This window comes from Nocardioides sp., from assembly GCF_051876515.1.
Taxonomy (GTDB): Bacteria; Actinomycetota; Actinomycetes; order Propionibacteriales; family Nocardioidaceae; genus Nocardioides.
The window spans coordinates 1-22,924 of record NZ_JBJEHY010000218.1 but is presented as its reverse complement, the minus strand read 5'-3'; the positions used below and the strand labels follow the sequence as shown (position 1 = coordinate 22,924).

Sequence of the window (22,924 nt, the reverse complement as noted above, 5' to 3'; positions counted from 1 at the left end):
GATCACGGCCTCGTACGAACGACCGACGTCCTTGGGGTCGATCGGCAGGTACGGCGCCTCCCACTCGATGTCGCGGACCGAGATGCCACGCTCGGTGGCCCGACGCTCCAGGTCCTCCAGGCCCTTCTTGATCGCGTCCTGGTGGGAGCCGGAGAAGGCCGTGTAGACCAGGTCGCCGGCGTACGGGTGGCGCGGGTGCACGGGCAGGCCGGTGCAGTACTCGACCGTGCGGCGCACCTCGTCGATGTCGGAGAAGTCGACCTGCGGGTCGATGCCCTGGCTGAACAGGTTCATGCCCAGGGTGACCAGGTCCACGTTGCCGGTGCGCTCGCCGTGACCGAACAGGCAGCCCTCGACGCGGTCGGCACCGGCCATCAGGCCCAGCTCGGTGGCGGCCACGGCGGTCCCGCGGTCGTTGTGCGGGTGCAGGCTGATCGCCGAGTGCTCGCGGCGGGTCAGCCCGCGACCGAAGTACTCGATCTGGTCGGCGTAGGTGTTGGGCGTCGACATCTCGACGGTCGCCGGCAGGTTGAGGATGATCTCGCGGCCGGCCTCGGGCTGCCACACGTCCGAGACGGCCTCGCACACGGCCAGGGCGAAGTCGGTGTCGGACTGGGTGAAGATCTCCGGGCTGTACTGGTAGCCGAAGTCCTCGGTCCCGACGATCGGGGCCAGGTGCTTCTCGGCGTACTTCATCACCATCTCGGTGCCCCGGGTGGCGATGTCGATGCACTCGTCGGGGGTGACGCCGAAGACGACGCGCTGGAACAGCGGCGCGGTCGCGTTGTACATGTGGATCGTGGCCCGGGCGGCGCCCGCCAGGGACTCCGCGGTCCGCTCGATCAGGTCCTCGCGGGCCTGGGTCAGGACCGAGATCTGGACGTCGTCGGGGACGCGGTCCTCCTCGATCAGCGCACGGACGAAGTCGAAGTCCGTCTGGCTCGCGCTGGGGAAACCGACCTCGATCTCCTTGTAGCCCATGGCCACCAGCAGCTCGAACATCTTCAGCTTGCGGGCCGGCGTCATCGGGTCGATCAGCGCCTGGTTGCCGTCGCGCAGGTCGGTGGAGAGCCACCGCGGTGCGTGGGTGATCTTCTTCGTGGGCCACGTGCGGTCCGGCAGGTCCACCGGGACGAAGGCCTCGTAGCGCCCGAACGGCATGGGGCTGGGCTGCTGGTTGTTGGCGGTGTTGCTCAGGTTGGTCATGGAATCCTCGCTGCTGTGGCGGTTCTGATCGCCGGGCGCACACGCGCACTCCGCAACGAGGGGGCCGGCTGGATCAGGCCTCGTTGCGGCAGCGAAGGAGAAGAACGCGCATCATGACTCCCTCATGGTAGCGCGGCCCGGCGCAGGTGGAGGTACCGGTCCCGTCAGGAGGCGCGCCCACGGGCGGCGAAGGCCACCGCGGTGATCTCGAACGGTCCGTCCCCCAGCAGGTCGCGACAGGCCCTCTCGAGCCGTACCCGCTCGGCCGGGTCGAGCGCGGCGATCGTCTCCCCCACCGGCCCCACGCCGTGCAGGTGCGGCTCCCACCACTCCTCGAAGCTCGGGTGGACGACGGTCACCGCGAGCTCCGCCTCCTCCACCTGCTCGAGGCCGGCGGCGGTGAAGATCCTGACCAACCCGCCCGGGGCGCCGGCCCCACTGCCCGGCTCCTCGTCCCGCGCCGGTCCCAGGGCCGACAGACCGCGCCAGATCGGAGCCATCGGGGCACGCCGACCCGCCAGGTCCCACACGGTCGCGGCGACCCAGCAGCCGGGACGCGTCACCCGGGCCATCTCCCGGACGCCCGCGACGGGATCCGGCATGAAGTGGGCCACGAGGTTGGCGCCGGTGAGGTCGAACGCCTGGTCCTCGAACGGGAGCGCGCCAGCCACCCCCAGACGCACGTCCAGTCCGGGCAGATGCTCGCGGCACGCCTGCACGAACGACGCGGACGGATCGACGGCGCTCACCCGCTCCGCCCCGAGCCGGCGCACCAGATCCTTTGTCCAGGCGCCCGTGCCGCACCCCACGTCGAGCGCCCGCTCGCCGGCCACGACGCCCACCCAGTCGGACAGCCGGACGCCGAGCGGCGTGGAGTAGCGACCCATGAACCGGTCGTACGCCCCTCCTGCCATGTCGAAGGCCATCCTTCGACCGTACGCCCGGTCCGGTCCGACCCCAAGGGATGCGCGGGGACATCCCTCATACGGGTCACCTAGGCTCGAACCATGCCTCGACTGCTCGTGGTGCACCACTCGCCCACCGCCGCCGTACGCGCCCTCACCGACGCGGTGCTCGCCGGTGCCGGCGACGAGGCCCTGTCCGACGTCGAGGTGCACGTCGCGGCAGCGCTGGAGGCCACGGCCGACGACGTGCTGAACGCCGACGGGATCGTCCTGCTGACCCCCGCCAACTTCGGCTACATGTCGGGGGCGCTCAAGCACTTCTTCGACTCCACCTTCCTCCAGATCGGGGGCGCCCTCGGCGACGACGGCCAGGGGGCACCGGCGGCCGGCGCACGCAAGGCGTACGGCCTGTGCGTGCACGGCCGGTACGACACGACCGGCGCAGTCCGGGCGGTCCAGTCGATCGTCCAGGCGCTGCCGTGGCGCCAGGCCGCGCCCGTGCTCGAGGTGATGGGCGACGTCGACGAGGCTGCGCTGGCGGCGGCGACCGAGCTCGGCGCGACCCTCGGCGCGGTGGTCTCGTGAGGCGGCACCGGCTGGTCGTCTGCCTCGTCGCGGCACTGCTTGCGGTGACGGGGTGCAGCGTCGGCGACGATCCCGGCGAGAAGGACTCGACGTCCGCCCCGACGCCCACCGCTCCCCCGGAGCCGGACCCGGCGCCTCGGACGGGGCAGTGCCACCGGCTGAGCTGGGAGGACGCGCTGGCGCCCGTCCCGGACTCGACCGAGGTCCGGTGCGGCGCCCGGCACACCTCCGAGACCTTCCACGTCGGCTCCCTGCGTCCCCGCGAGCTGGACCAGGTCGACTCGCCGGCCGTCCAGGCCCGCGTGGCCGAGGTCTGCACCACCCGGCTGCGGCGGCACGCCGGTGCGGACGAGCAGGCGCTGCGGCTCACGATGGTGCAGCCGATCTGGTTCACCCCCTCGTTGGAGCAGGCGGCGCTGGGAGCCGACTGGTTCCGGTGCGACCTGGTCGTGGTGGCCGGCCCCGAGAAGCTGATGCGGCTCCCCCGACGGTCTGCTGGCATCGCGACCGATGAGTCCGTGCACATGTGCAGCACCTCGGCTCCCGGCACCAAGGCGTTCGCCCGGGTGACCTGCGGCAGCAGGCACGCGTGGCGCGCGGTCTCCAGCGTCGACCTCACCGGCGAGGCGTACCCGTCGGCCGAGGCCGCGGACGCGGTCCTCGACGAGGCGTGCAGCGACGCAGCGCTGGACCACGCCGAGGACCCGCTCAACTACCGCTGGGCCCAGGAGCGCCCCACGCGCGAGCAGTGGCGGTCCGGGCGCCGGTACGGGCTGTGCTGGGTGCCGGTGAGCACCTGAGAGAGGTCCACCCGTGGGCCCGTGGCGATCTCCGACCTCCAGCTGCGGCTGGGGGCCAAGACGAGGTACCAGCTGGGCTACCAGGCGGCCCTGCGGCTGGGAAGCCCCGGCCGCGCCGCGCTCACTTCTCCGGACTGAGGGTGCTGCGGCCCATCAGGACCGTCCCGGCCCGGCTCCCCTGACCCACCACCGCCCACCCCAGGGCGCTCCAGAAGCCGCGCGCGGGATCGGTGTCGTCGCCGGGCGCGTCGAGCACCCACTCCTCGTGCGGCAGGTGCTCGGTGACCGCGCGGACCAGCGCGGCGCCCACCCCGCGGCCCCGGTGCTCGGGCAGGACACCGACCCGTACGACCTCGAACCGCTCCGCGAGCGGTGGCTGCCCGTCGCCGACCACGTGGGCGTGGGGCAGCCGGCTGGTGCAGCCGTACGCGAACCCGACCAAGGACCGGTCCAGGTGGGCCCGGGCGAGCCGGAAACCGGGCTGTGTCCGCAACCGGTCCCAGACCTGGTCACGCCACTCCTCGTCCACCGGACCGGAGCCGGGCAACGGTCCGCACTCGCCGAAGACGTCACGGTAGACCGGCCACAACCGGCGGCCCTCCCAACGGTCCGCCCGGTCGACGACGCTCACCGCCAGGCCCACGTACGGTCACCACCTCTCGCGGGAGAAGCGGGCCCCGGACGCGCGGGAACCCTCCGTACGACAACCCACCCGGTTGTGACGTGCCTCACGCCACCGAGTGTTCCTCAGGCCGTCGGGAGCGACAAGAGGTCGGTCGGGTCCGTCTCGTCAGGCGGTTCAGAAGCCGAGCTTGCGGAGCTGGCGCGGGTCGCGCTGCCAGTCCTTGGCCACCTTGACGTGCAGGTCGAGGTAGACCGGTGTGCCCAGGAAGGCCTCGATCTGCTTGCGTGCCGCGGTGCCGACCTGGCGCAGCCGCGAGCCCTTGTGCCCGATGAGGATCCCCTTCTGGGAGTCCCGCTCGACGTAGACGTTGGCGTAGACGTCGAGCAGCGGCTTGTCCTCGGGCCGGTCCTCGCGCAGGTTCATCTCCTCCACGACCACCGCGATGGAGTGGGGCAGCTCGTCACGCACACCCTCGAGGGTCGCCTCGCGGATGAACTCCGCGACGATCGTCTCCTCCGGGGCGTCGGTCAGGTCACCGTCCGGGTAGAGCGGCGGCCCCTCCGGCATCATCCCGACCAGGATGTCGGCGAGCAGCGTGACCTGGTCGCCCGAGACGGCCGACACCGGGACCACCTCGGCCCACGTCGTGCTCGTCTCCTCGCCCAGGCGGGCGACGTCGAGCAGGTGCTCGGCCAGCCGCTCCGGGGTGACCAGGTCGGTCTTGGTGACCACGGCGATCTTGACGGTGCGACGCACCTTGCCGAGCTCGTTGACGATGAACCGGTCCCCGGGACCGATCTTCTCGTTGGCCGGGAAGCAGACGGCGACCACGTCGACCTCGGCCCACGTCGTCATGACCAGGTCGTTGAGGCGCTCCCCCAGCAGGGTCCGCGGCCGGTGCAGTCCGGGGGTGTCGACCAGGACGAGCTGGGCGTCGTCGCGGTGGACGATGCCTCGCACGACCGTACGGGTCGTCTGGGGCTTGGAGGAGGTGATGACGACCTTGGTGCCCACCAGGGCGTTGGTCAGGGTCGACTTGCCCGCGTTGGGGCGGCCCACGAACGAGACGAACCCGCTGCGGAAGCCGTCCTGACGCAGTCCGTGCAGTGGACCGGCCGGAGCGATCCCGGTGACGTCGAAGTCCTTGTCGTGCTCGCTCATCAGCTCTCCTGTGCCGCGTCGTAGTCCGCCCAGATCTCCTGGTCGGTCTTGCCGGCCGCCTTGCCAGCGGCGTAGATCGGCCCCGGGTCCACGGCCCGCGGCTGGCGCCGGGCCACCCCGCGCCAGTACCCCATCACGTCGTACGCGTCGCTGGCGAGCTTGCGGTCACGCATGAGGTGCTTGCGGATCGCGCGCATCTGCGCCGACTCGCCGGCCATCCAGAAGTAGCCGGGCCCCTCGGGCCACTCGATGCCCTCCACGACCTCGGCGAGCGCGCTGGCGCCGGGGCCGGGCGGCGCCAGCCAGGTGACCTGCGGTCCGTCGGGGAGGTAGCCGGTCAGGTCGTCCGGCGTCTCCGCCCACACCCTGACGTCCAGGTCGGGGTGCGTCTCGCAGATCCGCGCGATGGCCGGCATGGCGGTGAGGTCCCCCACCAGGAGCAGCCACGTGCTGTCCCCGGGCGGCGTGAAGGAGGCCTTGGGCTCGGTGACGGTGACCGTGTCGCCCACGCACTCACCCTTGGCCCACTCGGTGACCAGCCCGACGTCGTGCACGACGACGTCGAGCGTCAGCTGACCGTCGGCGAAGCGGCGCACCGTGTAGTAGCGGCTCTGGAACTGGCCCGGCACCACCAGGCCCACCCACTCGTCGGCCACGCCCGTGGAGACGAAGTCGTCGAGACCACCCAGGACGAGCCGGACGAGGTGGTCGGAGACCTGCTCGCGGGCCACGACCTGGGCGCTGAACTGGGACGCACGCGTGCTCACCGGACAAGGCTAACGACGACAGGGCCGCGGTGCCTCTTCCTGGTTTCGACAAGCTCAAGCAGCGGGGGGCCTCACCAGTCGGGGCGCATCGGGAAGCCGGCCGGCCCGTCCTGGGCAGCGCGTGTCGCCAGGACGTGGTGCAGCTCGATCTCGCCGCGCTCGAAACCGACCCGCGAGCCGGCGATGTACAGGCCCCAGACGCGTGCGGTGCCCAGGCCCGCCTCCGCCACGCACTCGTCCCAGTGCTCGACCAGGTTGCGGTTCCAGCCGGCCAGGGTGAGCGCGTAGTGCTGGCGCAGGTTCTCGGTGTGGTGGACCTCCATCCCGGCGTCCTGCACGGCCGAGACGATGCTGCCCGACCCGATCAGCTCGCCGTCGGGGAAGACGTACCGGTCGATGAAGGCGCCCGTGGACCGCGGCACGTTGTCGCGGCGGGTGATGCAGTGGTTGAGCAGCCGCCCTCCGGGACGGAGGCGGTCCCGCAGGGTCCCGAAGTAGGCCGGGTAGTTGCGGACGCCGATGTGCTCGGTCAGGCCGATCGAGCTGACCGCGTCGAAGTCGCCCTCCACCACGTCGCGGTAGTCCATGTGCCGCACCTCGGCCAGGTCCCCGAGACCCTCGCGGTCGATCGCCTCCTTGGCCCACGTGGCCTGCTCCAGCGACAGCGTTACCCCGAGCGCCTTGACGCCGTACTCGCGGGCCGCGTGCCGGACCATCGTCCCCCACCCGCACCCGACGTCGAGGAGCCGCTGCCCCGGTTGCGGGGCGAGCTTGCGGGCGATCAGGTCGAACTTGGCGAACTGCGCCTCCTCCAAGGTGGCGTCCGGGGTCTCGTACAAGGCGCACGTGTAGGCCATCGAGGGCCCCAGGACGTGCTCGTAGAAGCGGTTGGACACGTCGTAGTGGTGGCTGATCGCCTCCGCGTCGCGCCCCATCGAGTGGCGCAGACCCTCCACGACCCGGCGCCAGCGCGGCAGCGACTCCTCCGGCGGCGGGGAGGGCGGACGCAGCTGCGAGAGCCCGACGCTGCGCAGGATCTCGACGGCCTCGCTCGGCGCCGGAAGCCGGAACCGGAGGTGGTCCTTGAGCACCGCCAGGGCTGGGTACGGGTCCCCGGGGTGCACGCCGTGCAGCAGCAGGTCCCCCGACACGTACGCCCGCGCCATCCCCAGGTCGCCGGGGGCGGTAACCAGGTACGCCAGACCGCGCTCGTTGACGATCTCGAGCCCGAACTGTGCGTCGGCAGGTCCGACGGCACTCCCGTCGTACGCGGAGAAGCGGATCGGGGGCTCGTCCCTGAGCAGTCCGGCCACGGCTGCGGCGATCGTCCTTGTCATCGTGCGTGCACCACCTTGTCGTACAGGTTGTCGAGTCGGTCGTCGGGGTCGTGCTTGCTCTTGAGGACCGCGAGGTTGTCGGTGCCGTAGAGCCGCCGGAACGTGTCCGGGTCGTAGAAGGCCTCCGAGTACAGCGACTTGTGGCCGCCCAGCTCGTCGACCTTGGCCTCGATCGCCCGGTTGCGCGGGCTGGTGCCGCGCTCCGGCCCCACCGGGACACCGCCCCAGAACCCCACGTTGACGTAGGTCGTGCCGGCCCGCAGCGGGTAGCCCGGCCACGGCTGGTCGCTGTCGTGGCGGCGCAGGCGCAGCGGGCACAGCCACACCGGGCGCATCCCGATCTCCGCGTCGAACCAGTCGAGGAACTCGGGGAGCCGACTGATCTCGACCTCGACGTCCTGCACCACCCGCTCGGCCACCGGTCGGCCGCGCCAGGTGTCGAGGCGGTCGGCGATCCCGTACCTGCGGTCGAGGGCGACGAGCTTCCAGTACACGTCCGAGCGCCGCAGCCGACGCGGCCACACCCGGCGCACCCACGGGTTCTGGGCGCCGAACGCGCGCGAGCACCAGAACCAGTCGGTGTCCCAGCGCCACAGGTAGTCCTCGACGGTGAGCAGGTCGGTGCGGAGCTGCTGCAGGGAGCGGTAGTAGACCTGCTGTCCCGCGTAGTCGGAAGTGGGCCCGGACTCGTCGGTCCAGCGCGCCACGGTCAGGTACAGCTCGTGCGGGGAGAACGCCACCCCGTCGAGGCCGTCGACCCGCTCCCCGCGCCACCGACCGGTCTCGACGATCTCGGCCACGGCGTCGGTGAGCGCGTGCACGTCGGAGAAGGGGACGTGGTGCAGCCGGACGTACCCCGGCACCGGTTCGAGGTCGATCTGCAGCCGGGTGGCGTAGCCCAGCGAGCCGTAGGAGTTGGGGAACGCGTCGAAGAGCGGGTCGCCGGGCCGGACCGTGAGGACCTCCCCGGCGCCGGTGAAGACGTCCATCTCCCGCACCGACTCGTGCGGCAGCCCGTGCCGGAAGCTGGTGGACTCGATGCCGAGCCCCGTGACCGCGCCGCCGAGGGTGATCGTCCGCAGCTGCGGCACGACGTACGGGATGCGGCCGTGCGCCAACGTCACCGCGGCGAGGTCCTCGTACGTGCACATCCCCTGCACCTCGGCGACGTCGCCGCGCACCTCGATCACGCCGGTCAGGCCCGAGACGTCGAGGCCAGCGGAGTGCTCGGCACGCCCGCGGAACAGGTTGGAGGTGCGCTTGGCCAGGCGCACCGGGGCACCCGCCGGCAGCGCGGCGAAGGACTCCCGGAGCCTCGTCACGCCCTCGTGGTGCTGCTGCCAGCCGACCGTGGGCACGCCCCCACGTTAGCGATCGGGGCAGGGTTCGTCAGCCCCCGATCCGTCGCAGGATCAGGTGGTGACGGTGCGCTGCACGGCGCCGCGCGGGTCGCCCAGGTGGACGCTCACCCCGGCACCCGTGAAGTCCCGGGCACCGTCCAGCGCGGGCTCGGAGGAGTCCAGTCCCTCCCCCAGCACGACGGCCGCCTCGAGCGAGGTCGAGCCCGAGGAGATCGCCATCGCGACGCACACGTCCAGGGCGCTGACCTGCAACGACGGCAGGTCCACCGTCGCAGCCGCGTACGTGCGACCGTCCTGGTCGCGGACGGCCGCGCCCTGGGCGGCACCCACCCGGGCGCGGGTGGCCCGGGCCAGGGTCACCAGCTTGGCGTCCTCGGCGGACAGCTCACTCATCGTCGTGCTCACTCTCGTCGTCGTTCGCGGCCGTTGCCGCCCTGTCCTCGGTGACCGGCTGGACCAGCACCGTGTCGATCTGGTTGCGGCGTCCGCGGACCCGCTCCGCCTCGAAGCGCAGACCGTGGGCCTCCACCACGGCGCCGGGCAGCGGTACGCGGCCCAGGTGCTTGGCCATCAGGCCGCCGACGCTGTCGACGTCCTCGTCGTGGACGACGACACCGACGATCTCGTCGAGGTCGTCCACGGGATAGCGGGAGGAGACACGGATGGCGCCGTTCTCGAGGTGGGTCACCTCGGTCTCCTCCTCGTCGTACTCGTCGGTGATCTCACCGACGATCTCCTCCAGCACGTCCTCGATCGTGACCAGACCGGCGGTGCCGCCGTACTCGTCGATGACGACCGCGATGTGCTGGCGCCGCGCCTGCAGCTCGCTGAGCAGGGCGTCGACCGGCTTGGAGTCGGGCACGTGGTGCACCGGGCGCATGACCTCCTCGACCTGCTGGACGAGCTCCACGTCGGGAGCGTCGAAGTCGCGCTGCACGACGTCCTTGAGGTACGCCATGCCGATCACGTCGTCGAGGTTCTCCCCCACCACCGGGACGCGGGAGTAGCCCGAGCGCAGGAACAGCGACATCGCCTGGCGCAGGTTCTTGTGGCGCTCGATGTAGACGATGTCGTTGCGCGGCACCATCACCTCACGCACGATCGTGTCGCCCAGCTCGAACACCGAGTGCAGCATCTTGCGCTCACCGGACTCGATCAGCGAGGACGCCTCGGCCAGGTCGACCATCTCGCGCAGCTCGGTCTCGGAGTTGAACGGCCCCTCGTCGAACCCCTTGCCGGGCGTCAGCGCGTTGCCGATGAGGATGAGCAGCTGCGGCACCGGCCCCAGCACGGAGGTGATCACGCGCAGCGGCCCCGCCGAGTACAGCGCGACCGTCTCGTGCTGGCGGCCCAGGGTGCGCGGGGAAACACCGACCACGACGAACGACACCAGGAGCATCACGCCGGTGGTGGTCGCGAAGGCGCGCCAGAAGTTGCCGTCGTACAGGTCGTGGAACCAGAGCGTGAGCAGCACGATCGCGGCGGTCTCGAGCAGCAGCCTCAGCAGCAGGACCGTGTTGAGGTAGCGGGCCGGCTCGGCGAGCACGGCGACCAGGCCGGCCGCACCGGGTCGGCCCTGGTCGCGCAGCTCGGCCGCGCGGGCCCGGGAGAAGCCGCTGATGGCCGCGTCGACGGCGGAGAAGACACCCGCACCGGCGATCAGCACCACGGCCGCACCGAGCGGCCAGGAGGCTTCGACGGCCATGCTCAGCCGGCGGTCCGAGCCGTGGCCCAGCGCCCCAGCAGCTCGGCTTGCAGGCCGAACATCTCCTTGTGCTCCTCGGGCTCGGCGTGGTCGTACCCGAGCAGGTGGAGGATGCCGTGGACGGTGAGCAGGTCGAGCTCGCCCTCGCGGCCGTGACCGGCCTCGGCGCCCTGGCGCTCGGCCACCACCGGGCACAGGACCAGGTCGCCCAGGACGCCCTCCTCGGGCTCCTCGCCGACCTGGCCGGGGCGCAGCTCGTCCATCGGGAAGGCCAGCACGTCGGTCGGGCCCTCCTTCTCCATCCACTTCTCGTTGAGCTCGGCGATCGTGGCCTCGTCGACGGCCTTGATGCACAGCTCGGCCAGCGGGTGCACGCGCATCTCATCCATGACGAAGCGGGCCAGCTGCGAGAGCCGGTGCACGTCGAGGGGCTGCTCGGACTCGTTGAGGACCTCGATGCTCACGGCTGGTTCCCCTTCTCGGAATCGCTCTGCTCGGCGCGCTCGCGTGCGCGGCGCGCCTTCGCGGACTCAGCGTCCGCGTCGAACTGGTCGTAGGCGGCCACGATCTGGCCCACCAGGCGGTGACGCACCACGTCGCCGGCGGTCAGGCGGCAGAACGCGATGTCCTCCACCCCGTCGAGGATCCCCTCGACCACGCGCAGCCCCGACGTGGTGCCGCGGGGCAGGTCGACCTGGCTGGTGTCCCCGGTGACCACGATCTTGGAGCCGAACCCGAGACGGGTCAGGAACATCTTCATCTGCTCCGGCGTCGTGTTCTGCGCCTCGTCGAGGATGATGAAGGAGTCGTTGAGCGAGCGGCCGCGCAGGAACGCCAGCGGCGCCACCTCGATGGTGCCGGCGGCCAGCAGCTTGGGGATCGTGTCCGGGTCGACCATGTCGTGCAGCGCGTCGTACAGGGGCCGCAGGTAGGGGTCGATCTTCTCGCTGAGCGTGCCGGGCAGGAACCCGAGGCGTTCGCCGGCCTCGACCGCGGGACGGCTCAGGATGATCCGGTTGACCTCCTTGGCCTGCAGAGCCTGCACCGCCTTGGCCATGGCCAGGTACGTCTTGCCGGTGCCGGCGGGGCCCACCCCGAAGGTGATCGTGTGGTCGTCGATCGAGTCGACGTACTGCTTCTGGTTGAGCGTCTTGGGCCGGATCGTGCGCCCGCGGTTGGACAGGATGTTGAGGCTGAGCACGTCGGCCGGCCGCTCGGCGCTCTCGGCGCGCAGCATCCCGACGATCCGCGCCACCGTCTCGGAGGTGAGGCCCTGCCCGGTGCGGACGATCGTCACCATCTCGTCGAGGGCCCGCTCGGCCATCGCGACCTCGGCGGGCTCACCGGTCAGGGTGATCCGGTTGCCGCGGGCGTGCAGCTGGGCCTCGAAGCTGCGCTCGAGGGCCCGGAGGAACTCGTCGCTCGGACCGAGCACCGTCACCATGTCGATGCTGGCCGGCACGACGACCGTGTGCTGGAGCTGTGAGGCAGTCAGTTCACTCATGTGCGCCCGGGCGGGCGAGCCTTCCGTCGGAGGTTCTCAACCCCTCCATGCTACCGACCGGTCTCCGCACGGCCCACTCGATTGCGTCCGGCTCAGCCGGGAGGCCACGTCATCGAACGGCCGCCCAGCACGTGCAGGTGGGCGTGGAACACGGTCTGACCAGCGGCGGCACCGGTGTTGAACACCAGGCGGTACTGCTCGTCCAGACCGTCCGCCTCGGCCACGGCCGTGGCGGCGGCGACGAGGTCGGCGACGGTGGCCGGCTCGGCCGCGGCCAGCGCCGCCGCGTTCTCGTAGTGGCTGCGCGGGATCACCAGCACGTGGGTGGGCGCCTGCGGGTTGAGGTCGCGGAACGCCACAGCCGTCTCGGACTCGTGGACGACGGTCGCGGGGATCTCCCCGGCCACGATCTTGCAGAAGATGCAGTCGGCCGGCGCCTCGGGTGCACTCATGGGCCCACCCTAGCGAGGCGGGCGCCCGCTCAGACCGCGAGCGCCTCCGCGGCCGCGTCCTGGACGCACGCGGCCGCCGCCAGCAACCCACCCGACGCCGCCACGAGCACCGCCGCCATCGGCATCGGCAGCCCCGGCCCCTGCGCCATGTCGCCCGCGGCGTAGATCCCGGGCACGCTGGTCCGCCCGAACGCGTCCACCAGGACGGCCCCGAACTCGGAGACCTCCAGGCCGAGGTCCCGCACGAAGCCGGCCGTCTGCTCCCAGTCGGTCTTCACGAGCATGCCGCCCAGCCGCACGTCCTCGTGGCCGTCGAAGCTGACCAGGAGTTCATCGCCCTCGCGGACGACGCCCGTCACCGGGGCCTCGACGAGCGTGACCCCGAGCTGCCCCAGCGTCCCGCGTACGCTGCCCTCGACGGGGACACCGTCGGTCAGGAGTACCCGCTCCTCACTGATCGGGCGCAGCATCGAGGTCATCATCGGCGTGTGCGGCCCGACGCCGAGCAGGCCCACCGGGCGCCCGGCGTACTCGTGCCCGTGACAGAACGGGCAGTGGGCCACGAGCCCGCCGAAGTTCTCGGCCAGCCCGGGGACCTCGGGCAGGGTGTCGCGCACCCCCGTCGCGAGGAGGACCCGCCGCGCACGGAGCCGCTCCCCGCCAGCGAGCTCGACCTCGAACTCCCCCGCGGCGCCACCGACGGCGACGACCGTTCCCTCCCGCACCTCCACGTCCTCGTACGCCGCCAGGTCGGCGAGGCCGGCGTCGCGGAGGTCGCCGGGGGCGTCCCCGTCGTGACCGAGGAAGTTGTGCATGTGCCCGGTGGGGTCGTTGCGGTACTCACCGGAGGTCAGCACGACCGTGCGCTGGTGCATACGGCCGAGGGTGAGGGCCGCCTGGAGACCGGCCGAACCGGTGCCGATGACGACGACGTCGAGAGTCTGGGACTTGTCCATGGCCCCAGCGTGTGACTTCATGTGGACATGAAGTCAAGTGACACCCGGATCCGCTGGTCGGTGGGCGAGCTCGCGGCCAGGTTCGACCTGGAGACCCACGTCCTGCGGCACTGGGAGGACAAGGGGCTGCTGCTCCCCGACCGCGACCCGGCCGGCCGTCGGGTGTACGGGGAGGACGACGCCTACCGGGTGGCCACGATCCTGGCCAGCAAGGCCTCCGGGATGAGCCTCGAGGAGGTGCGGGGGCTGCTCGACGCCTCGACCGAGGGACGTCGCGAGGCCCTCGAGGCGCACCTCGTCGAGCTCGACCGCCGCCAGGCCGAGGTCGAGCGCTCGCGCCTGCTCACGCGGCACGCCCTGGAGTGCGAGGCCCACGACATCACCGCGTGCCCCGGGTTCCGCGCCCACGTGGCTGACATCGTCGAGGGGACCACGCGCGGGCTTCCGCTGGCGGTGGGACACGATCACCCGACCCGGCGTGGCGACCGGACCTCCCCCTCGTGAGCACGACTACCGTGGAACTCATGAGACACACCCGTCACAGCCGCGCCCTGACCCTCGCGAGCGTCGCAGCGCTCCTCGCTCTGGCTGCGTGCACCGGCGAGAGCAGCACCGGCAGCGACGACCCCGAGCCCACCGGGTCCACCGCGACCGACACGACGTCGCCGACCGACGACCCCACCTCCACCGACGACACGGGTACGCCGACGCCGCAGGGCGCGGCCGTCCCGTTGTACTTCGCCGGCGACACCCCGCGCGGCCCCCGGCTGTTCCGTGAGTTCCAGCGGGTCGAGGGTGACGCGCTCACCGAGGCCGCGCTCACCGTGGCCGGCGGCTCGGCCGACGACCCCGACTACCGCACCCTGTGGCCGGGCGACTCCGTCACCGGCGCCGCCCTGGGCGACGGCGTCATCGAGGTCACCCTCAACGCCGACGCGTTCACCGAGGCCCCCGACGGGATGCGCAAGGCCGAGGCCCGCCTGGCGATCCAGCAGATGGTCTACAGCCTGCAGGGCGTCGCCCAGGAGCGCCTCCCCGTGCAGTTCGTCCGCGAGAGCGGCCCGTCGCGCCTGTTCGGCATCGACGTCTCCAAGCCCGTCAAGCAGGGCGACTGGATGACGTACCTCGCGATGGTCAACGTGACCGACCCCGCCCAGGGCGCCACGGTCGACGGCGACACCCTCGAAGCCAGTGGCGTGGCCAGCTCCTTCGAGGGCACCGTGCCGTGGCAGGTGAAGCAGGGCGACACGGTCGTGCTCGAGGGCTTCGCGACCGCAGAGGGCTGGATGGAGAAGCTCTACCCGTGGGAGGCCTCGATCGACGTCTCCGACCTCTCCCCCGGCACCTACACGTTCGTGGCGAGCACCGACGACCCCTCCGGCGGCGAGGGCGGTGGCCCCACCACCGACTCCAAGGAGTTCACCCTCCGCTGAGAGCGCTCGCCCGCTGGCGTACCACGCCCCTCCCTTAGTAACGCGCAGTTATCCGCTCCAGACCTCTGCAGTTGAGGTGTGCTCGAGCAGATAACTGCGCGTTACTTGTCCCGGGGGAAGGGAGGGGGGCGGGAGGGCACGGGAGGGAGGAGAGAGACCACGTGGGCGGCCAGCGGGCGCTCAGGCTCCCCAGCGGGGCGTACGGGCCAGCAGCGCGCCCACCGCGACGACGCCCGCGGTGGAGGTGCGCAGGACCTCGGCGCCCAGCCGTACGGAGGTGGCGCCCGCGGCGACGAAGGCGTCGACCTCGTCCGGGGCCAGCCCACCCTCGGGACCGACGACCAGCAGCACGGTGCCGCTCGCGGGCACCTCGACCTCGGCGAGCGGGGCGGATGCCTCCTCGTGCAGGACGAGGGCGACGTCCGCGGCGGCGACGAGCTCCACGACCTCGGCGGTGCTGGCCATCGGGGTCACCGTCGGGTGCCAGACCCGACGTGACTGCTTGGCCGCCTCCCGTGCGGTGGCGGCCCACTTGGCGTATGACTTGACCGCCCGCTCACCGCGCCAGACCGCGACCGACCTCGACGCCGCCCACGGCACGACCGTGTCGACCCCGACCTCGGTGAGCACCTCGACCGACAGCTCGCCGCGATCCCCCTTGGGCAGCGCCTGGACGACGGTGACCCGGGGCTCGGGGCGCGGAGAGTCCTCCACCTCGGCGACGGTCAGCGTGAACAGACGCTTGGCGGTGCTGGCGACGGCGCCGGTCACGGCCCGGCCGCGCCCGTCGGTCAGCCGGACCTGCTCCCCCACCGCGAGGCGGCGCACCGCCACCGCGTGGTGGGCCTCGTCACCGCCGACCTCGACGGTGCCACCCACGGCGGCCGCGCTGAGGTCGTCGACGACGTGGACGGGCAGGCTCATCGTGCCTCAGTTGCCCTGGAACGCGTCGCGCAGCCGGCCGAAGACGGACTTCGAGGTCGCCCGCACCTGACCGGCCGGCGCCTCCTCGCCACGGATCGCGGCGAACTCGCGCAGCAGCTCCTCCTGGCGGGGGTCCAGACGGCTGGGGGTCTCGACGATCACCTGGACCACCAGGTCGCCACGGCCGCCGCGCAGCCCGGGCACGCCGAAGCCGCGCAGCACCTGCTCGGAGCCGGACTGGGTGCCGGGACGCACGTCCAGGACGTGCTCGGTCTGCAGGTCGGCGTCACCGGCGGCGTCCTTGCCCGCCACGTCGGCCTCCAGCAGCGGGAGCGTGAGCGTGGTGCCCAGGGCGGCAGCCGACATCGGCAGCGTCACCGTGCAGTGCAGGTCGTTGCCGTGCCGCGTGAACGTCGGGTGCGGCTCGACGTGGATCTCGACGTACAGGTCACCGGCGGGACCGCCGCCGGGGCCGACCTCGCCCTGCTCGGAGAGCTGGACCCGGGTGCCGGTGTCGACGCCCGCGGGGATCTTGACGTTGAGCGTGCGGCGCGAGCGGACCCGGCCGTCACCGGAGCACTCGCGGCACGGGTCGACGATGATCGTGCCGAACCCGCGGCAGGCCGCGCAGGGGCGCAGCGTACGGATCTCGCCGAGGAAGGAGCGCTGCACGTGCGCGACCTCGCCGGCGCCGTGGCAGGTCTCGCAGGTGACGGGCTCGGAGCCGTTGGCGGTGCCGGACCCGTGGCAGGTGTCGCACCCGACAGCCGTGTCGACCTTGAGCTCGTGGGTGGCGCCGAACGCGGCCTCGGCGAGCGTCACGTCGAGGCGGATCAGGGCGTCCTGGCCGCGGCGCTGGCGCGAGCGCGGCCCACGGCCACCGCCCTGGCCGCCCGGGGCGCCGCCGCCGAAGAAGGCGTCCATGATGTCGGTGAACGAGAACCCCTGGCCGGCACCCGCCCCGAAGCCACCACCGAACGGGTCTCCGCCGCGGTCGTACGCGGCCCGCTTCTGCGCGTCACTGAGCACCTCGTACGCCTTGGAGACGTCCTTGAACTTCTCCTGCGCCACCGGGTCCGGGTTCACGTCGGGGTGCAGCTGGCGGGCCAGCTTGCGGTACGCCTTCTTGATGGCGTCGCCGTCGGCGTCCCGGGAGACGCCGAGGATCTCGTAGAGGTCCTGACTCACGTTGCTCTTCGTCCTTGCTCTCTGCGGGTGAGGCCCTCAGGCCTCGTCGAGGATCCTGGAGACGTAGCGCGCGACCGCACGCACCGCCGCCATCGATCCGGGGTAGTCCATCCGGGTGGGGCCGACCACGCCCAAGGTGCCCAGCGTGTGGTCGGAGTCGCCGTAACCGGTCGCGACCACGCTGGTCGCGGCCAGCTGCGTGTACGGGCCCTCGGCGCCGATCCGTACGGTCACGGCGTCGGCGGCCGACTCGCCGAGGAGCTTGAGCAGCACGACGTGCTCCTCCAGCGCCTCCAGCAGCGGGCGTACGGCGGTGTCGAAGTTGTCGCCGAAACGGGCCAGGTTGGCCGCACCGCTCACGGCGACCCGCTGGTCGCTGCGGTGGTCGCTCATCGCCTCACCCAGGGCGTTGACGACCTCGCCGACGACCTCGGCGAGCTCGGTGCCGACGACCGCCGGCAGCAGGGCCACCGCGGCGGCGGCATCCGCGATCCGCTCCCCGGCGACCGCGGCGTTGACGCGCCGGCGCACGTCGGCGAGATCGTCCTCGGAGACCTCGGCGGCCGTGTCGACGAGGCGCTGCTCGACGCGCCCGGTGCTCAGGATCAGGATCAGCATGAGGCGCTGGGGAGCCAGCTGGACCAGCTCGACGTGGCGCACGGTGGAGCGGGTCAGGGTCGGGTACTGCACGATCGCTACCTGGCGGGTGAGCTGGCTGAGCAGCCGCACCGAGCGCTGCACCACGTCGTCGAGGTCCACCGCCTCGTCGAGCAGGGTGGCGATCGCACGACGCTCGGCGGCCGACATCGGCTTGAGCGTCGCGAGCCGGTCCACGAACAGCCGGTAGCCCTTGTCGGTGGGCACCCGACCAGCGCTGGTGTGCGGCTGGTGGATGTAGCCCTCCTCCTCCAGCACCGCCATGTCGTTGCGCACGGTCGCCGGGCTGACACCCAGCCCGTGGCGCTCCACGAGGGCCTTGGAACCGACGGGCTCCTCGGTGGCCACGTAGTCCTCGACGATCGCACGGAGAACCGCCAGCTTGCGCTGCTCGCTCATCCTGTCTCCCGTCTCGACCCGGCCAACGGCTTGGCACTCATCTGACCCGAGTGCCAACTCTACTAGGCTCCCACCCATGGTCGACTTCCTCGAGGTCGCCGAGCGCGTGTGGGTCGCTCGGAGTGACTGGCACCACGTCAACGTCACCGCGGTCGGCAGCGAGCGCGGCATCCTGCTCGTCGACACCGGCGCGTCCCTCGCCACGGGGCGGGAGATCGTGGACGCCGTGCGTGCGCTGGGTGCCGGCGACGTGCACGCCGTGGTCAACACGCACGCCCACTTCGACCACCGTCTCGGCAACGCGGCCGTGCGCGAGGCGTACCCGGGCGTGCCGGTCCACGGCCACGAGTCGCTGGCCGTCGAGGCGGCCGCGCACCCGGTCGCCTCCGACGAGGCCCTCGCCGAGGACCCGCGCCGCGACGAGGCTCTCGCCAGCCCCGAGGCCCTCCCGGACCACGTGTTCAGCTCCGTCGCCTTCCTCGACCTCGGCGACCGGTACGCCGAGCTCGTCCACCCCGGCCCCGGGCACAGCGGCTGCGACGTGGTGGTGCGACTGCCCGAGCCCGACGTGGTCGTGGCCGGCGACCTGGTCGAGCAGGCCGGTCCCCCTTCGTACGGCCCCGACTGCCACCCGCTGGACTGGCCCGTCAGCCTCGACCTCGTGACGGGCCTGCTGACCCCGGCGACGGTCGTCGTGCCCGGGCACGGGGACCAGGTGGACCGCGAGTTCGTGGCCCACCAGCGGGCCGAGATCGGGGTCGTGGCCGAGACGATCCGTGACCTGGTGCAACGGCACGTCCCGCTGGGGCAGGCGCTCGAGGTCGGCGAGTGGCCCTTCCCTGTCGACGGGCTGCGGCACGCCGTGCGTCGCGGCTACGACCACCTCCCGCACCTGCGTCGCCAGCTGCCACTGATCTGACCTGCCCGGGCAATTCACCCGGGCAATCCGCTCCCCCACGGCGTGGACACTGAGTTCTGTCGCTGTTCCCCCGTAGCCTGCGCGGGTGTCCCACGACCGCTACGGAACCGACGTCCTCTCCGGCGACTGGCGCGCGCCCAAGCGCGGCCGCGCCACCGAGACCCCTTCCGCCCTCGGCATGGTCGTCGAGGAGGTCACCACGGACTGGTGCGGCGAGATCGTGGCCATCGACCGCGACCTGGACACGCTGACGCTGGAGGACCGCCGCGGCAAGCGCCGCACCTTCCCCCTGGGCCCCGGCTTCCTGCTGGAGGGCAAGCCGGTCGTCCTCACCCGTCCCGCCGTCCGCGTCCCCACGCCGGCGCGGGCCACCCGCACCGCGAGCGGATCGGTCGCCGTCCACGACGCGAAGGCGCGGGTCGCGCGGGCGAGCCGGATCTTCGTCGAGGGCCGCCACGACGCCGAGCTCGTGGAGAAGGTCTGGGGTGACGACCTGCGCGTCGAAGGCGTCGTCGTGGAGTACCTCGGCGGCGTCGACGACCTCGCCGACCACCTCGTCGACTTCAAGCCCGGCCCACAGCGTCGCGTCGGCGTGCTGGTGGACCACCTCGTCCCCGGCTCCAAGGAGAGCCGGATCGCCCAGTCGATCATGCGCTCCGCCGTGGGCAAGCACGTCCTGATCGTGGGCCACCCCTTCATCGACATCTGGCAGGCGGTCAAGCCCGAGCGGCTCGGCATCAAGCGCTGGCCGGACGTTCCCAGGTCGATCGACTGGAAGAAGGGCACCTGCCAGCAGCTGGGCTGGCCGCACCGCGACCAGGCGGACATCGCCCGGGCGTGGAAGCACATCCTGGGCCGCGTCGACTCCTACGCCGACCTCGACCCGGCCCTGCTGGGCCGCGTCGAGGAGCTGATCGACTTCGTCACGGTGCCCTGAGCGCCGTTCCTCCGACCCCGCCACCGCCAGGTGGCGACACCACCCACGGGAGACACCAATGAGTGACCAGAACACGCCCGACCCCACGCCGGGCGACCCCAACCAGCCGCCGTCGTACGGCGCCCCGCAGACCCCGCCGCCCTCGTACGGCGCCCCGCAGACCCCGCCGCCCGGGTACGGCGCTCCCCAGACGCCGCCGCCCGCGTACGGCAGCTACCAGCAGCAGCCGCAGCAGTTCGGCGGCGGGACCATGACTCCCTCCGACGAGAACACCTGGTCCGCCCTGGGCCACTTCGGCGGCATCATCCTGGGCTTCGTGGCCCCGCTGATCGTGATGCTCGTCAAGGGCCCCGAGTCGCCGCGGGTCCGCTCGCAGGCCGTCGAGGCGCTCAACTTCCAGATCTCGATGATGATCTACATGTTCGTCAGCGCGATCCTGACCATCGTGCTGGTCGGCATCATCGGCATCATCGTCTTCGGCCTCATGCTCCTGATCTGCAGCATCCTGGCCGGCGTGAAGGCGCTCAACGGGGAGGACTACCGCTACCCGCTGACGATCCGCATGGTGAAGTGACGCCACACCGCGCCACGGCCCGCTGAGTGCGGGACACGACGGCCCGCTGCACTCCCCTCCCGGGGAGGGGTGCGGCGGGCCGTCGCCGTTGCTGGGGGGCGATCCTCAGGTGAGGTCGCGGACCACGGCGTCGGCCAGCAGCCGCCCGCGCTGGGTCAGCACCAGCCGCTCGGTGTGCAGCTCGACCATCCCCTCGTCGACCAGCCGGGCGACCTGGGAGCGCCCGTGCGCGTCCAGCGCCGAGACCGGCAGGCCGTCGCGCAGCCGGATCTCGAGCAGCACGCGCTCGACGCGGCGCTCGTCCGAGCTGAGCACCTCCCGCGCCTGCGCCGGGCTGTCCCCCTGCTGCAGGCGGTTCGCGTACGCCGCGGGGTGCTTGACGTTCCACCAGCGCACGCCGCCGACGTGCGAGTGCGCACCGGGGCCCACGCCCCACCAGTCCCCGCCGGTCCAGTACAGCTCGTTGTGCCGGCACCGGCTCGCGTCGTCCTTGGCCCAGTTCGACACCTCGTACCAGGTCAGCCCGAACGCACCGAACCGCTCGTCGGCCATCAGGTACTTGTCGGCGAGGTCGTCGTCGTCGGTCATGGGCACCTCGCCGCGGCGCACCTGGCGCGCCAGCGCGGTGCCCTCCTCGACGATCAGCGAGTACGCCGAGACGTGGTCGGGCTCGCACGCCAGCGCCGCCTCGATCGTGGTGGACCAGTCCTCCCGGCTCTCGCCGGGGGTGCCGTAGATGAGGTCGAGGCTGACCTGGTCGAACCCGGCCGTACGCGCCCACTCCACGACCGCGGGGACCCGCATCGGGTCGTGGGTCCGCTCGAGGACCCGCAGCACGTGGTCCACGGCCGACTGCATGCCGAAGCTGATCCGGTTGAAGCCGACCTGGCGCAGCTCCTCCAGGTCCCACAGCGCCACGGAGTCCGGGTTGGCCTCCGTGGTTACCTCCACGTCGTGGGCCAGGCCGAACTCGCCGGCCGCCGCAGCGACGATGGAGCCGAGGTCGGCCGGGGACAGCAGCGTCGGCGTGCCGCCGCCGAAGAAGATGGTGTCGATGGTGACGTCGGCGTCCCCGAGTGCCCGACGCGCGCGCCGGACCTCGGTGATCGCCGCCTCCGCGTACGTGGCCCGGCTGGCCCCGGGGGCATCCCCCAGCTCCTCGGCGGTGTAGGTGTTGAAGTCGCAGTAGCCGCAGCGCACCGTGCAGAACGGGACGTGGACGTAGAGCCCGAACGGGCGCGAGCCCACCCCGGCGAGCGCCGACGCGGGCAGGGCCCCGTCGAGGGGGGCAGCTTCTCCGGTGGGTTGCGCAGGCACGCGGACATACAACCACCCCGTGCCCCCAGGTCGTCAGATCGGGACGTTGAGGGTGGCCACCCAGCCGTCCTCGTTGGCCCCCGTCACCGAGGCCATCTGCAGCGAGTGCCCGTCCGCGAAGACCATGTCGGCGTCCAGGCTGACCTGCTCGAGGTTCTGCACCGACGACTCGTAGCCGTCCGTGGCGTACACCTCGCGGCACACGTCCTCGGGGAAGGCCAGCTGCGAGGTGCGCAGCTTGCTCCCCGCACCCGTGGCCTTCTCGAGCGACTCGTACACCTCGAAGTGCACGTGCGGCCACCGTCCGGAGTAGCACCCGGGGAAGATAGTGGTGAACTCCAACCAACCGTCCGCGTCCGCCCCCTGCACCCCGCGCAGGTAGTTCTCCGCCTGGGCAGGCCCGTCGTACATCGAGTAGTTTCCCTCGCGGTCGCAGTGCCAGGCGTACAGGGCAGCGCCGGGCAGGACCTCCACCTCCTCGCCGGTGAGGTCGTACACACGGAACCGCAGGGTCAGCGGAACACCCTCGGCGGTCCCCGACGCCTCACCGACGCTGGAGGTGATGTCGCTGCGGACGATGCCGCTCTCCCCCAGCGCGTCAGGGCCGTTGGAGCCGTCACCCGGGTACGGGCCGGCCGTCTCCTCGGGGATCTCGCCGTCGGCGACCTCGACCCCGGTGCCGCCGCCACCGCCGTCCGACGGCGGCCCTCCGCGGCCACCCGGACCGGACGTCGGAGTCCCCGTACCCGACGTCGCCTCCTCGGAGCCGCACCCGGCCACCGCTGCGACCGAGAGGCCCCCGAGCAGGCCGATGACACCCCGCCGGGCCCAGCGTCGCCGTTGCAGGGTGCCGAGGTCGTGCCCGAGGCCGAGGTCGTGCTCGTGGACCTCGCCGGTGCTGGTGTGCTCGTGGTCGGTCATCGCTGCTCCTTGAACGCCGAACGGGTGCCGGTGGTCTCCCACCGACACCCATTCAAGGGGCCGAGCCTGTGTCCCGCCTGTGCGCCGGAGATGGATCTCCTGCGCCGTGCGGGACGACGCGGCGGTCAGTCCTGGTACATCGCGTCGATCAGCGCCGCGTTGTTGTTCTCCACCACGTTGCGCTTGACCTTCATCGACGGCGTGAGCTCACCGGACTCGATGGTGAGGTCGTGGTCGAGCAGGCGCCACTTCTTGATGGTCTCCCAGCGGTTGAGGCCCTTGTTCATCTCG

Annotated in this window: 25 protein-coding genes; 7 read left to right on the top strand and 18 right to left on the bottom strand. The window is 72.0% G+C overall.

Annotation, left to right across the window (positions count from 1 at the left end; all coding sequences use genetic code 11):
• A partial coding sequence (locus tag ACI379_RS15775) for a 2-isopropylmalate synthase (RefSeq protein ID WP_439793067.1) occupies window positions 1-1,206 on the bottom strand: 1,206 nt, incomplete at its 3' end.
• Window positions 1,207-1,370: 164 nt separating this feature from the next.
• Window positions 1,371-2,132, bottom strand: coding sequence for a class I SAM-dependent methyltransferase (locus ACI379_RS15770; RefSeq protein ID WP_439793066.1), 762 nt, complete (start codon window positions 2,130-2,132; stop codon window positions 1,371-1,373).
• A gap of 81 nt (window positions 2,133-2,213) precedes the next feature.
• Between ACI379_RS15770 and ACI379_RS15765 the strand changes: the two genes are divergently transcribed.
• The gene (locus ACI379_RS15765) at window positions 2,214-2,696 is read left to right on the top strand and encodes a flavodoxin family protein (RefSeq protein ID WP_439793065.1); all 483 of its coding nucleotides are present in this window, start codon (window positions 2,214-2,216) and stop codon (window positions 2,694-2,696) included.
• Window positions 2,693-3,496, top strand: a complete 804-nt coding sequence (locus ACI379_RS15760) for a septum formation family protein (RefSeq protein ID WP_439793064.1) — start codon at window positions 2,693-2,695, stop codon at window positions 3,494-3,496. The genes ACI379_RS15765 and ACI379_RS15760 overlap by 4 nt, the downstream gene beginning before the upstream one ends.
• A 121-nt stretch (window positions 3,497-3,617) precedes the next feature.
• On the opposite strand, the gene ACI379_RS15755 is transcribed toward ACI379_RS15760, so the two are convergent.
• The 11 genes from ACI379_RS15755 to ACI379_RS15705 all read right to left on the bottom strand — a co-directional run bounded on the left by ACI379_RS15755 (window position 3,618) and on the right by ACI379_RS15705 (window position 13,364).
• A complete protein-coding gene (locus ACI379_RS15755) occupies window positions 3,618-4,127 on the bottom strand; it encodes a GNAT family N-acetyltransferase (protein ID WP_439793063.1) in 510 nt (169 codons plus the stop codon).
• Window positions 4,128-4,295: 168 nt separating this feature from the next.
• Complete coding sequence (gene era / locus ACI379_RS15750) at window positions 4,296-5,282, bottom strand: GTPase Era (protein ID WP_439793062.1); 987 nt, start codon at window positions 5,280-5,282, stop codon at window positions 4,296-4,298.
• Window positions 5,282-6,049 (bottom strand): siderophore-interacting protein, encoded by a 768-nt coding sequence (locus ACI379_RS15745; protein WP_439793061.1) that lies wholly within the window; start codon window positions 6,047-6,049, stop codon window positions 5,282-5,284. The genes era and ACI379_RS15745 overlap by 1 nt, the downstream gene beginning before the upstream one ends.
• A 71-nt stretch (window positions 6,050-6,120) precedes the next feature.
• On the bottom strand, window positions 6,121-7,386 hold the full coding sequence (locus ACI379_RS15740; protein WP_439793060.1) for a class I SAM-dependent methyltransferase: 1,266 nt from the start codon (window positions 7,384-7,386) through the stop codon (window positions 6,121-6,123).
• Entirely contained in the window at window positions 7,383-8,744 is a 1,362-nt protein-coding gene (locus ACI379_RS15735) for an FAD-binding oxidoreductase (protein WP_439793059.1), read from the bottom strand. The genes ACI379_RS15740 and ACI379_RS15735 overlap by 4 nt, the downstream gene beginning before the upstream one ends.
• A gap of 54 nt (window positions 8,745-8,798) precedes the next feature.
• Window positions 8,799-9,140, bottom strand: coding sequence for a cytidine deaminase (locus tag ACI379_RS15730; protein ID WP_439793058.1), 342 nt, complete (start codon window positions 9,138-9,140; stop codon window positions 8,799-8,801).
• Window positions 9,133-10,452: a hemolysin family protein gene (locus ACI379_RS15725; protein ID WP_439793057.1), complete on the bottom strand. Its 1,320-nt coding sequence runs from the start codon at window positions 10,450-10,452 to the stop codon at window positions 9,133-9,135. The genes ACI379_RS15730 and ACI379_RS15725 overlap by 8 nt, the downstream gene beginning before the upstream one ends.
• A 2-nt stretch (window positions 10,453-10,454) precedes the next feature.
• Window positions 10,455-10,916 (bottom strand): rRNA maturation RNase YbeY, encoded by a 462-nt coding sequence (gene ybeY, locus ACI379_RS15720; protein WP_439793055.1) that lies wholly within the window; start codon window positions 10,914-10,916, stop codon window positions 10,455-10,457.
• Window positions 10,913-11,956 carry a PhoH family protein gene (locus tag ACI379_RS15715; protein ID WP_439793054.1) on the bottom strand — a complete coding sequence of 348 codons (1,044 nt, stop codon included), beginning with the start codon at window positions 11,954-11,956 and terminating at the stop codon, window positions 10,913-10,915. Before ACI379_RS15715 ends, ybeY begins: the two co-directional genes overlap by 4 nt.
• A gap of 92 nt (window positions 11,957-12,048) precedes the next feature.
• On the bottom strand, window positions 12,049-12,408 hold the full coding sequence (locus ACI379_RS15710) for an HIT domain-containing protein (protein ID WP_439793053.1): 360 nt from the start codon (window positions 12,406-12,408) through the stop codon (window positions 12,049-12,051).
• 29 nt (window positions 12,409-12,437) lie between these two features.
• Window positions 12,438-13,364: an NAD(P)/FAD-dependent oxidoreductase gene (locus tag ACI379_RS15705; protein ID WP_439793052.1), complete on the bottom strand. Its 927-nt coding sequence runs from the start codon at window positions 13,362-13,364 to the stop codon at window positions 12,438-12,440.
• A gap of 27 nt (window positions 13,365-13,391) precedes the next feature.
• Here ACI379_RS15705 and ACI379_RS15700 point away from each other — a divergent pair, with 27 nt between their 5' ends.
• Window positions 13,392-13,868 carry a MerR family transcriptional regulator gene (locus ACI379_RS15700; protein ID WP_439793051.1) on the top strand — a complete coding sequence of 159 codons (477 nt, stop codon included), beginning with the start codon at window positions 13,392-13,394 and terminating at the stop codon, window positions 13,866-13,868.
• Window positions 13,869-13,888: 20 nt separating this feature from the next.
• A complete protein-coding gene (locus ACI379_RS15695; RefSeq protein ID WP_439793050.1) occupies window positions 13,889-14,797 on the top strand; it encodes a Gmad2 immunoglobulin-like domain-containing protein in 909 nt (302 codons plus the stop codon).
• Between the two features lie 180 nt (window positions 14,798-14,977).
• Here the strand turns inward: ACI379_RS15695 and ACI379_RS15690 are convergent, their stop codons facing one another.
• The 3 genes from ACI379_RS15690 to hrcA are packed head-to-tail and all read right to left on the bottom strand — an operon-like array spanning window position 14,978 to window position 17,965.
• Window positions 14,978-15,721 carry a 16S rRNA (uracil(1498)-N(3))-methyltransferase gene (locus tag ACI379_RS15690; protein WP_439793049.1) on the bottom strand — a complete coding sequence of 248 codons (744 nt, stop codon included), beginning with the start codon at window positions 15,719-15,721 and terminating at the stop codon, window positions 14,978-14,980.
• 6 nt (window positions 15,722-15,727) lie between these two features.
• Window positions 15,728-16,909 carry a molecular chaperone DnaJ gene (gene dnaJ, locus ACI379_RS15685; RefSeq protein ID WP_439793048.1) on the bottom strand — a complete coding sequence of 394 codons (1,182 nt, stop codon included), beginning with the start codon at window positions 16,907-16,909 and terminating at the stop codon, window positions 15,728-15,730.
• Between the two features lie 36 nt (window positions 16,910-16,945).
• Complete coding sequence (gene hrcA, locus ACI379_RS15680) at window positions 16,946-17,965, bottom strand: heat-inducible transcriptional repressor HrcA (RefSeq protein WP_439793047.1); 1,020 nt, start codon at window positions 17,963-17,965, stop codon at window positions 16,946-16,948.
• Between the two features lie 76 nt (window positions 17,966-18,041).
• On the opposite strand from hrcA, the gene ACI379_RS15675 reads away from it, so the two are divergent.
• From ACI379_RS15675 to ACI379_RS15665, 3 genes are all read left to right on the top strand, one after another.
• Complete coding sequence (locus ACI379_RS15675) at window positions 18,042-18,884, top strand: MBL fold metallo-hydrolase (RefSeq protein WP_439793046.1); 843 nt, start codon at window positions 18,042-18,044, stop codon at window positions 18,882-18,884.
• Between the two features lie 85 nt (window positions 18,885-18,969).
• A complete protein-coding gene (locus ACI379_RS15670; protein WP_439793045.1) occupies window positions 18,970-19,821 on the top strand; it encodes a DUF3097 domain-containing protein in 852 nt (283 codons plus the stop codon).
• A gap of 58 nt (window positions 19,822-19,879) precedes the next feature.
• Complete coding sequence (locus tag ACI379_RS15665; RefSeq protein ID WP_439793044.1) at window positions 19,880-20,395, top strand: DUF4870 domain-containing protein; 516 nt, start codon at window positions 19,880-19,882, stop codon at window positions 20,393-20,395.
• Window positions 20,396-20,500: 105 nt separating this feature from the next.
• Here the strand turns inward: ACI379_RS15665 and hemW are convergent, their stop codons facing one another.
• A complete protein-coding gene (hemW, locus tag ACI379_RS15660; RefSeq protein ID WP_439793043.1) occupies window positions 20,501-21,712 on the bottom strand; it encodes a radical SAM family heme chaperone HemW in 1,212 nt (403 codons plus the stop codon).
• Window positions 21,713-21,745: 33 nt separating this feature from the next.
• Window positions 21,746-22,633, bottom strand: coding sequence for an intradiol ring-cleavage dioxygenase (locus ACI379_RS15655; protein WP_439793042.1), 888 nt, complete (start codon window positions 22,631-22,633; stop codon window positions 21,746-21,748).
• Window positions 22,634-22,924 lie beyond the last annotated feature (291 nt).

Coding starts and splice junctions, on each gene's coding strand:
- ACI379_RS15770 (WP_439793066.1), bottom strand. CDS start 2,132: ATGGCCTTCGACATGGCAGGAGGGGCGTACGACCGGTTCATGGGTCGC.
- ACI379_RS15765 (WP_439793065.1), top strand. CDS start 2,214: ATGCCTCGACTGCTCGTGGTGCACCACTCGCCCACCGCCGCCGTACGC.
- era (WP_439793062.1), bottom strand. CDS start 5,282: ATGAGCGAGCACGACAAGGACTTCGACGTCACCGGGATCGCTCCGGCC.
- ACI379_RS15740 (WP_439793060.1), bottom strand. CDS start 7,386: ATGACAAGGACGATCGCCGCAGCCGTGGCCGGACTGCTCAGGGACGAG.
- ACI379_RS15730 (WP_439793058.1), bottom strand. CDS start 9,140: ATGAGTGAGCTGTCCGCCGAGGACGCCAAGCTGGTGACCCTGGCCCGG.
- ACI379_RS15725 (WP_439793057.1), bottom strand. CDS start 10,452: ATGGCCGTCGAAGCCTCCTGGCCGCTCGGTGCGGCCGTGGTGCTGATC.
- ACI379_RS15715 (WP_439793054.1), bottom strand. CDS start 11,956: ATGAGTGAACTGACTGCCTCACAGCTCCAGCACACGGTCGTCGTGCCG.
- ACI379_RS15710 (WP_439793053.1), bottom strand. CDS start 12,408: ATGAGTGCACCCGAGGCGCCGGCCGACTGCATCTTCTGCAAGATCGTG.
- ACI379_RS15705 (WP_439793052.1), bottom strand. CDS start 13,364: ATGGACAAGTCCCAGACTCTCGACGTCGTCGTCATCGGCACCGGTTCG.
- ACI379_RS15700 (WP_439793051.1), top strand. CDS start 13,392: ATGAAGTCAAGTGACACCCGGATCCGCTGGTCGGTGGGCGAGCTCGCG.
- ACI379_RS15695 (WP_439793050.1), top strand. CDS start 13,889: ATGAGACACACCCGTCACAGCCGCGCCCTGACCCTCGCGAGCGTCGCA.
- ACI379_RS15690 (WP_439793049.1), bottom strand. CDS start 15,721: ATGAGCCTGCCCGTCCACGTCGTCGACGACCTCAGCGCGGCCGCCGTG.
- hrcA (WP_439793047.1), bottom strand. CDS start 17,965: ATGAGCGAGCAGCGCAAGCTGGCGGTTCTCCGTGCGATCGTCGAGGAC.
- ACI379_RS15675 (WP_439793046.1), top strand. CDS start 18,042: ATGGTCGACTTCCTCGAGGTCGCCGAGCGCGTGTGGGTCGCTCGGAGT.
- ACI379_RS15665 (WP_439793044.1), top strand. CDS start 19,880: ATGAGTGACCAGAACACGCCCGACCCCACGCCGGGCGACCCCAACCAG.
- ACI379_RS15655 (WP_439793042.1), bottom strand. CDS start 22,633: ATGACCGACCACGAGCACACCAGCACCGGCGAGGTCCACGAGCACGAC.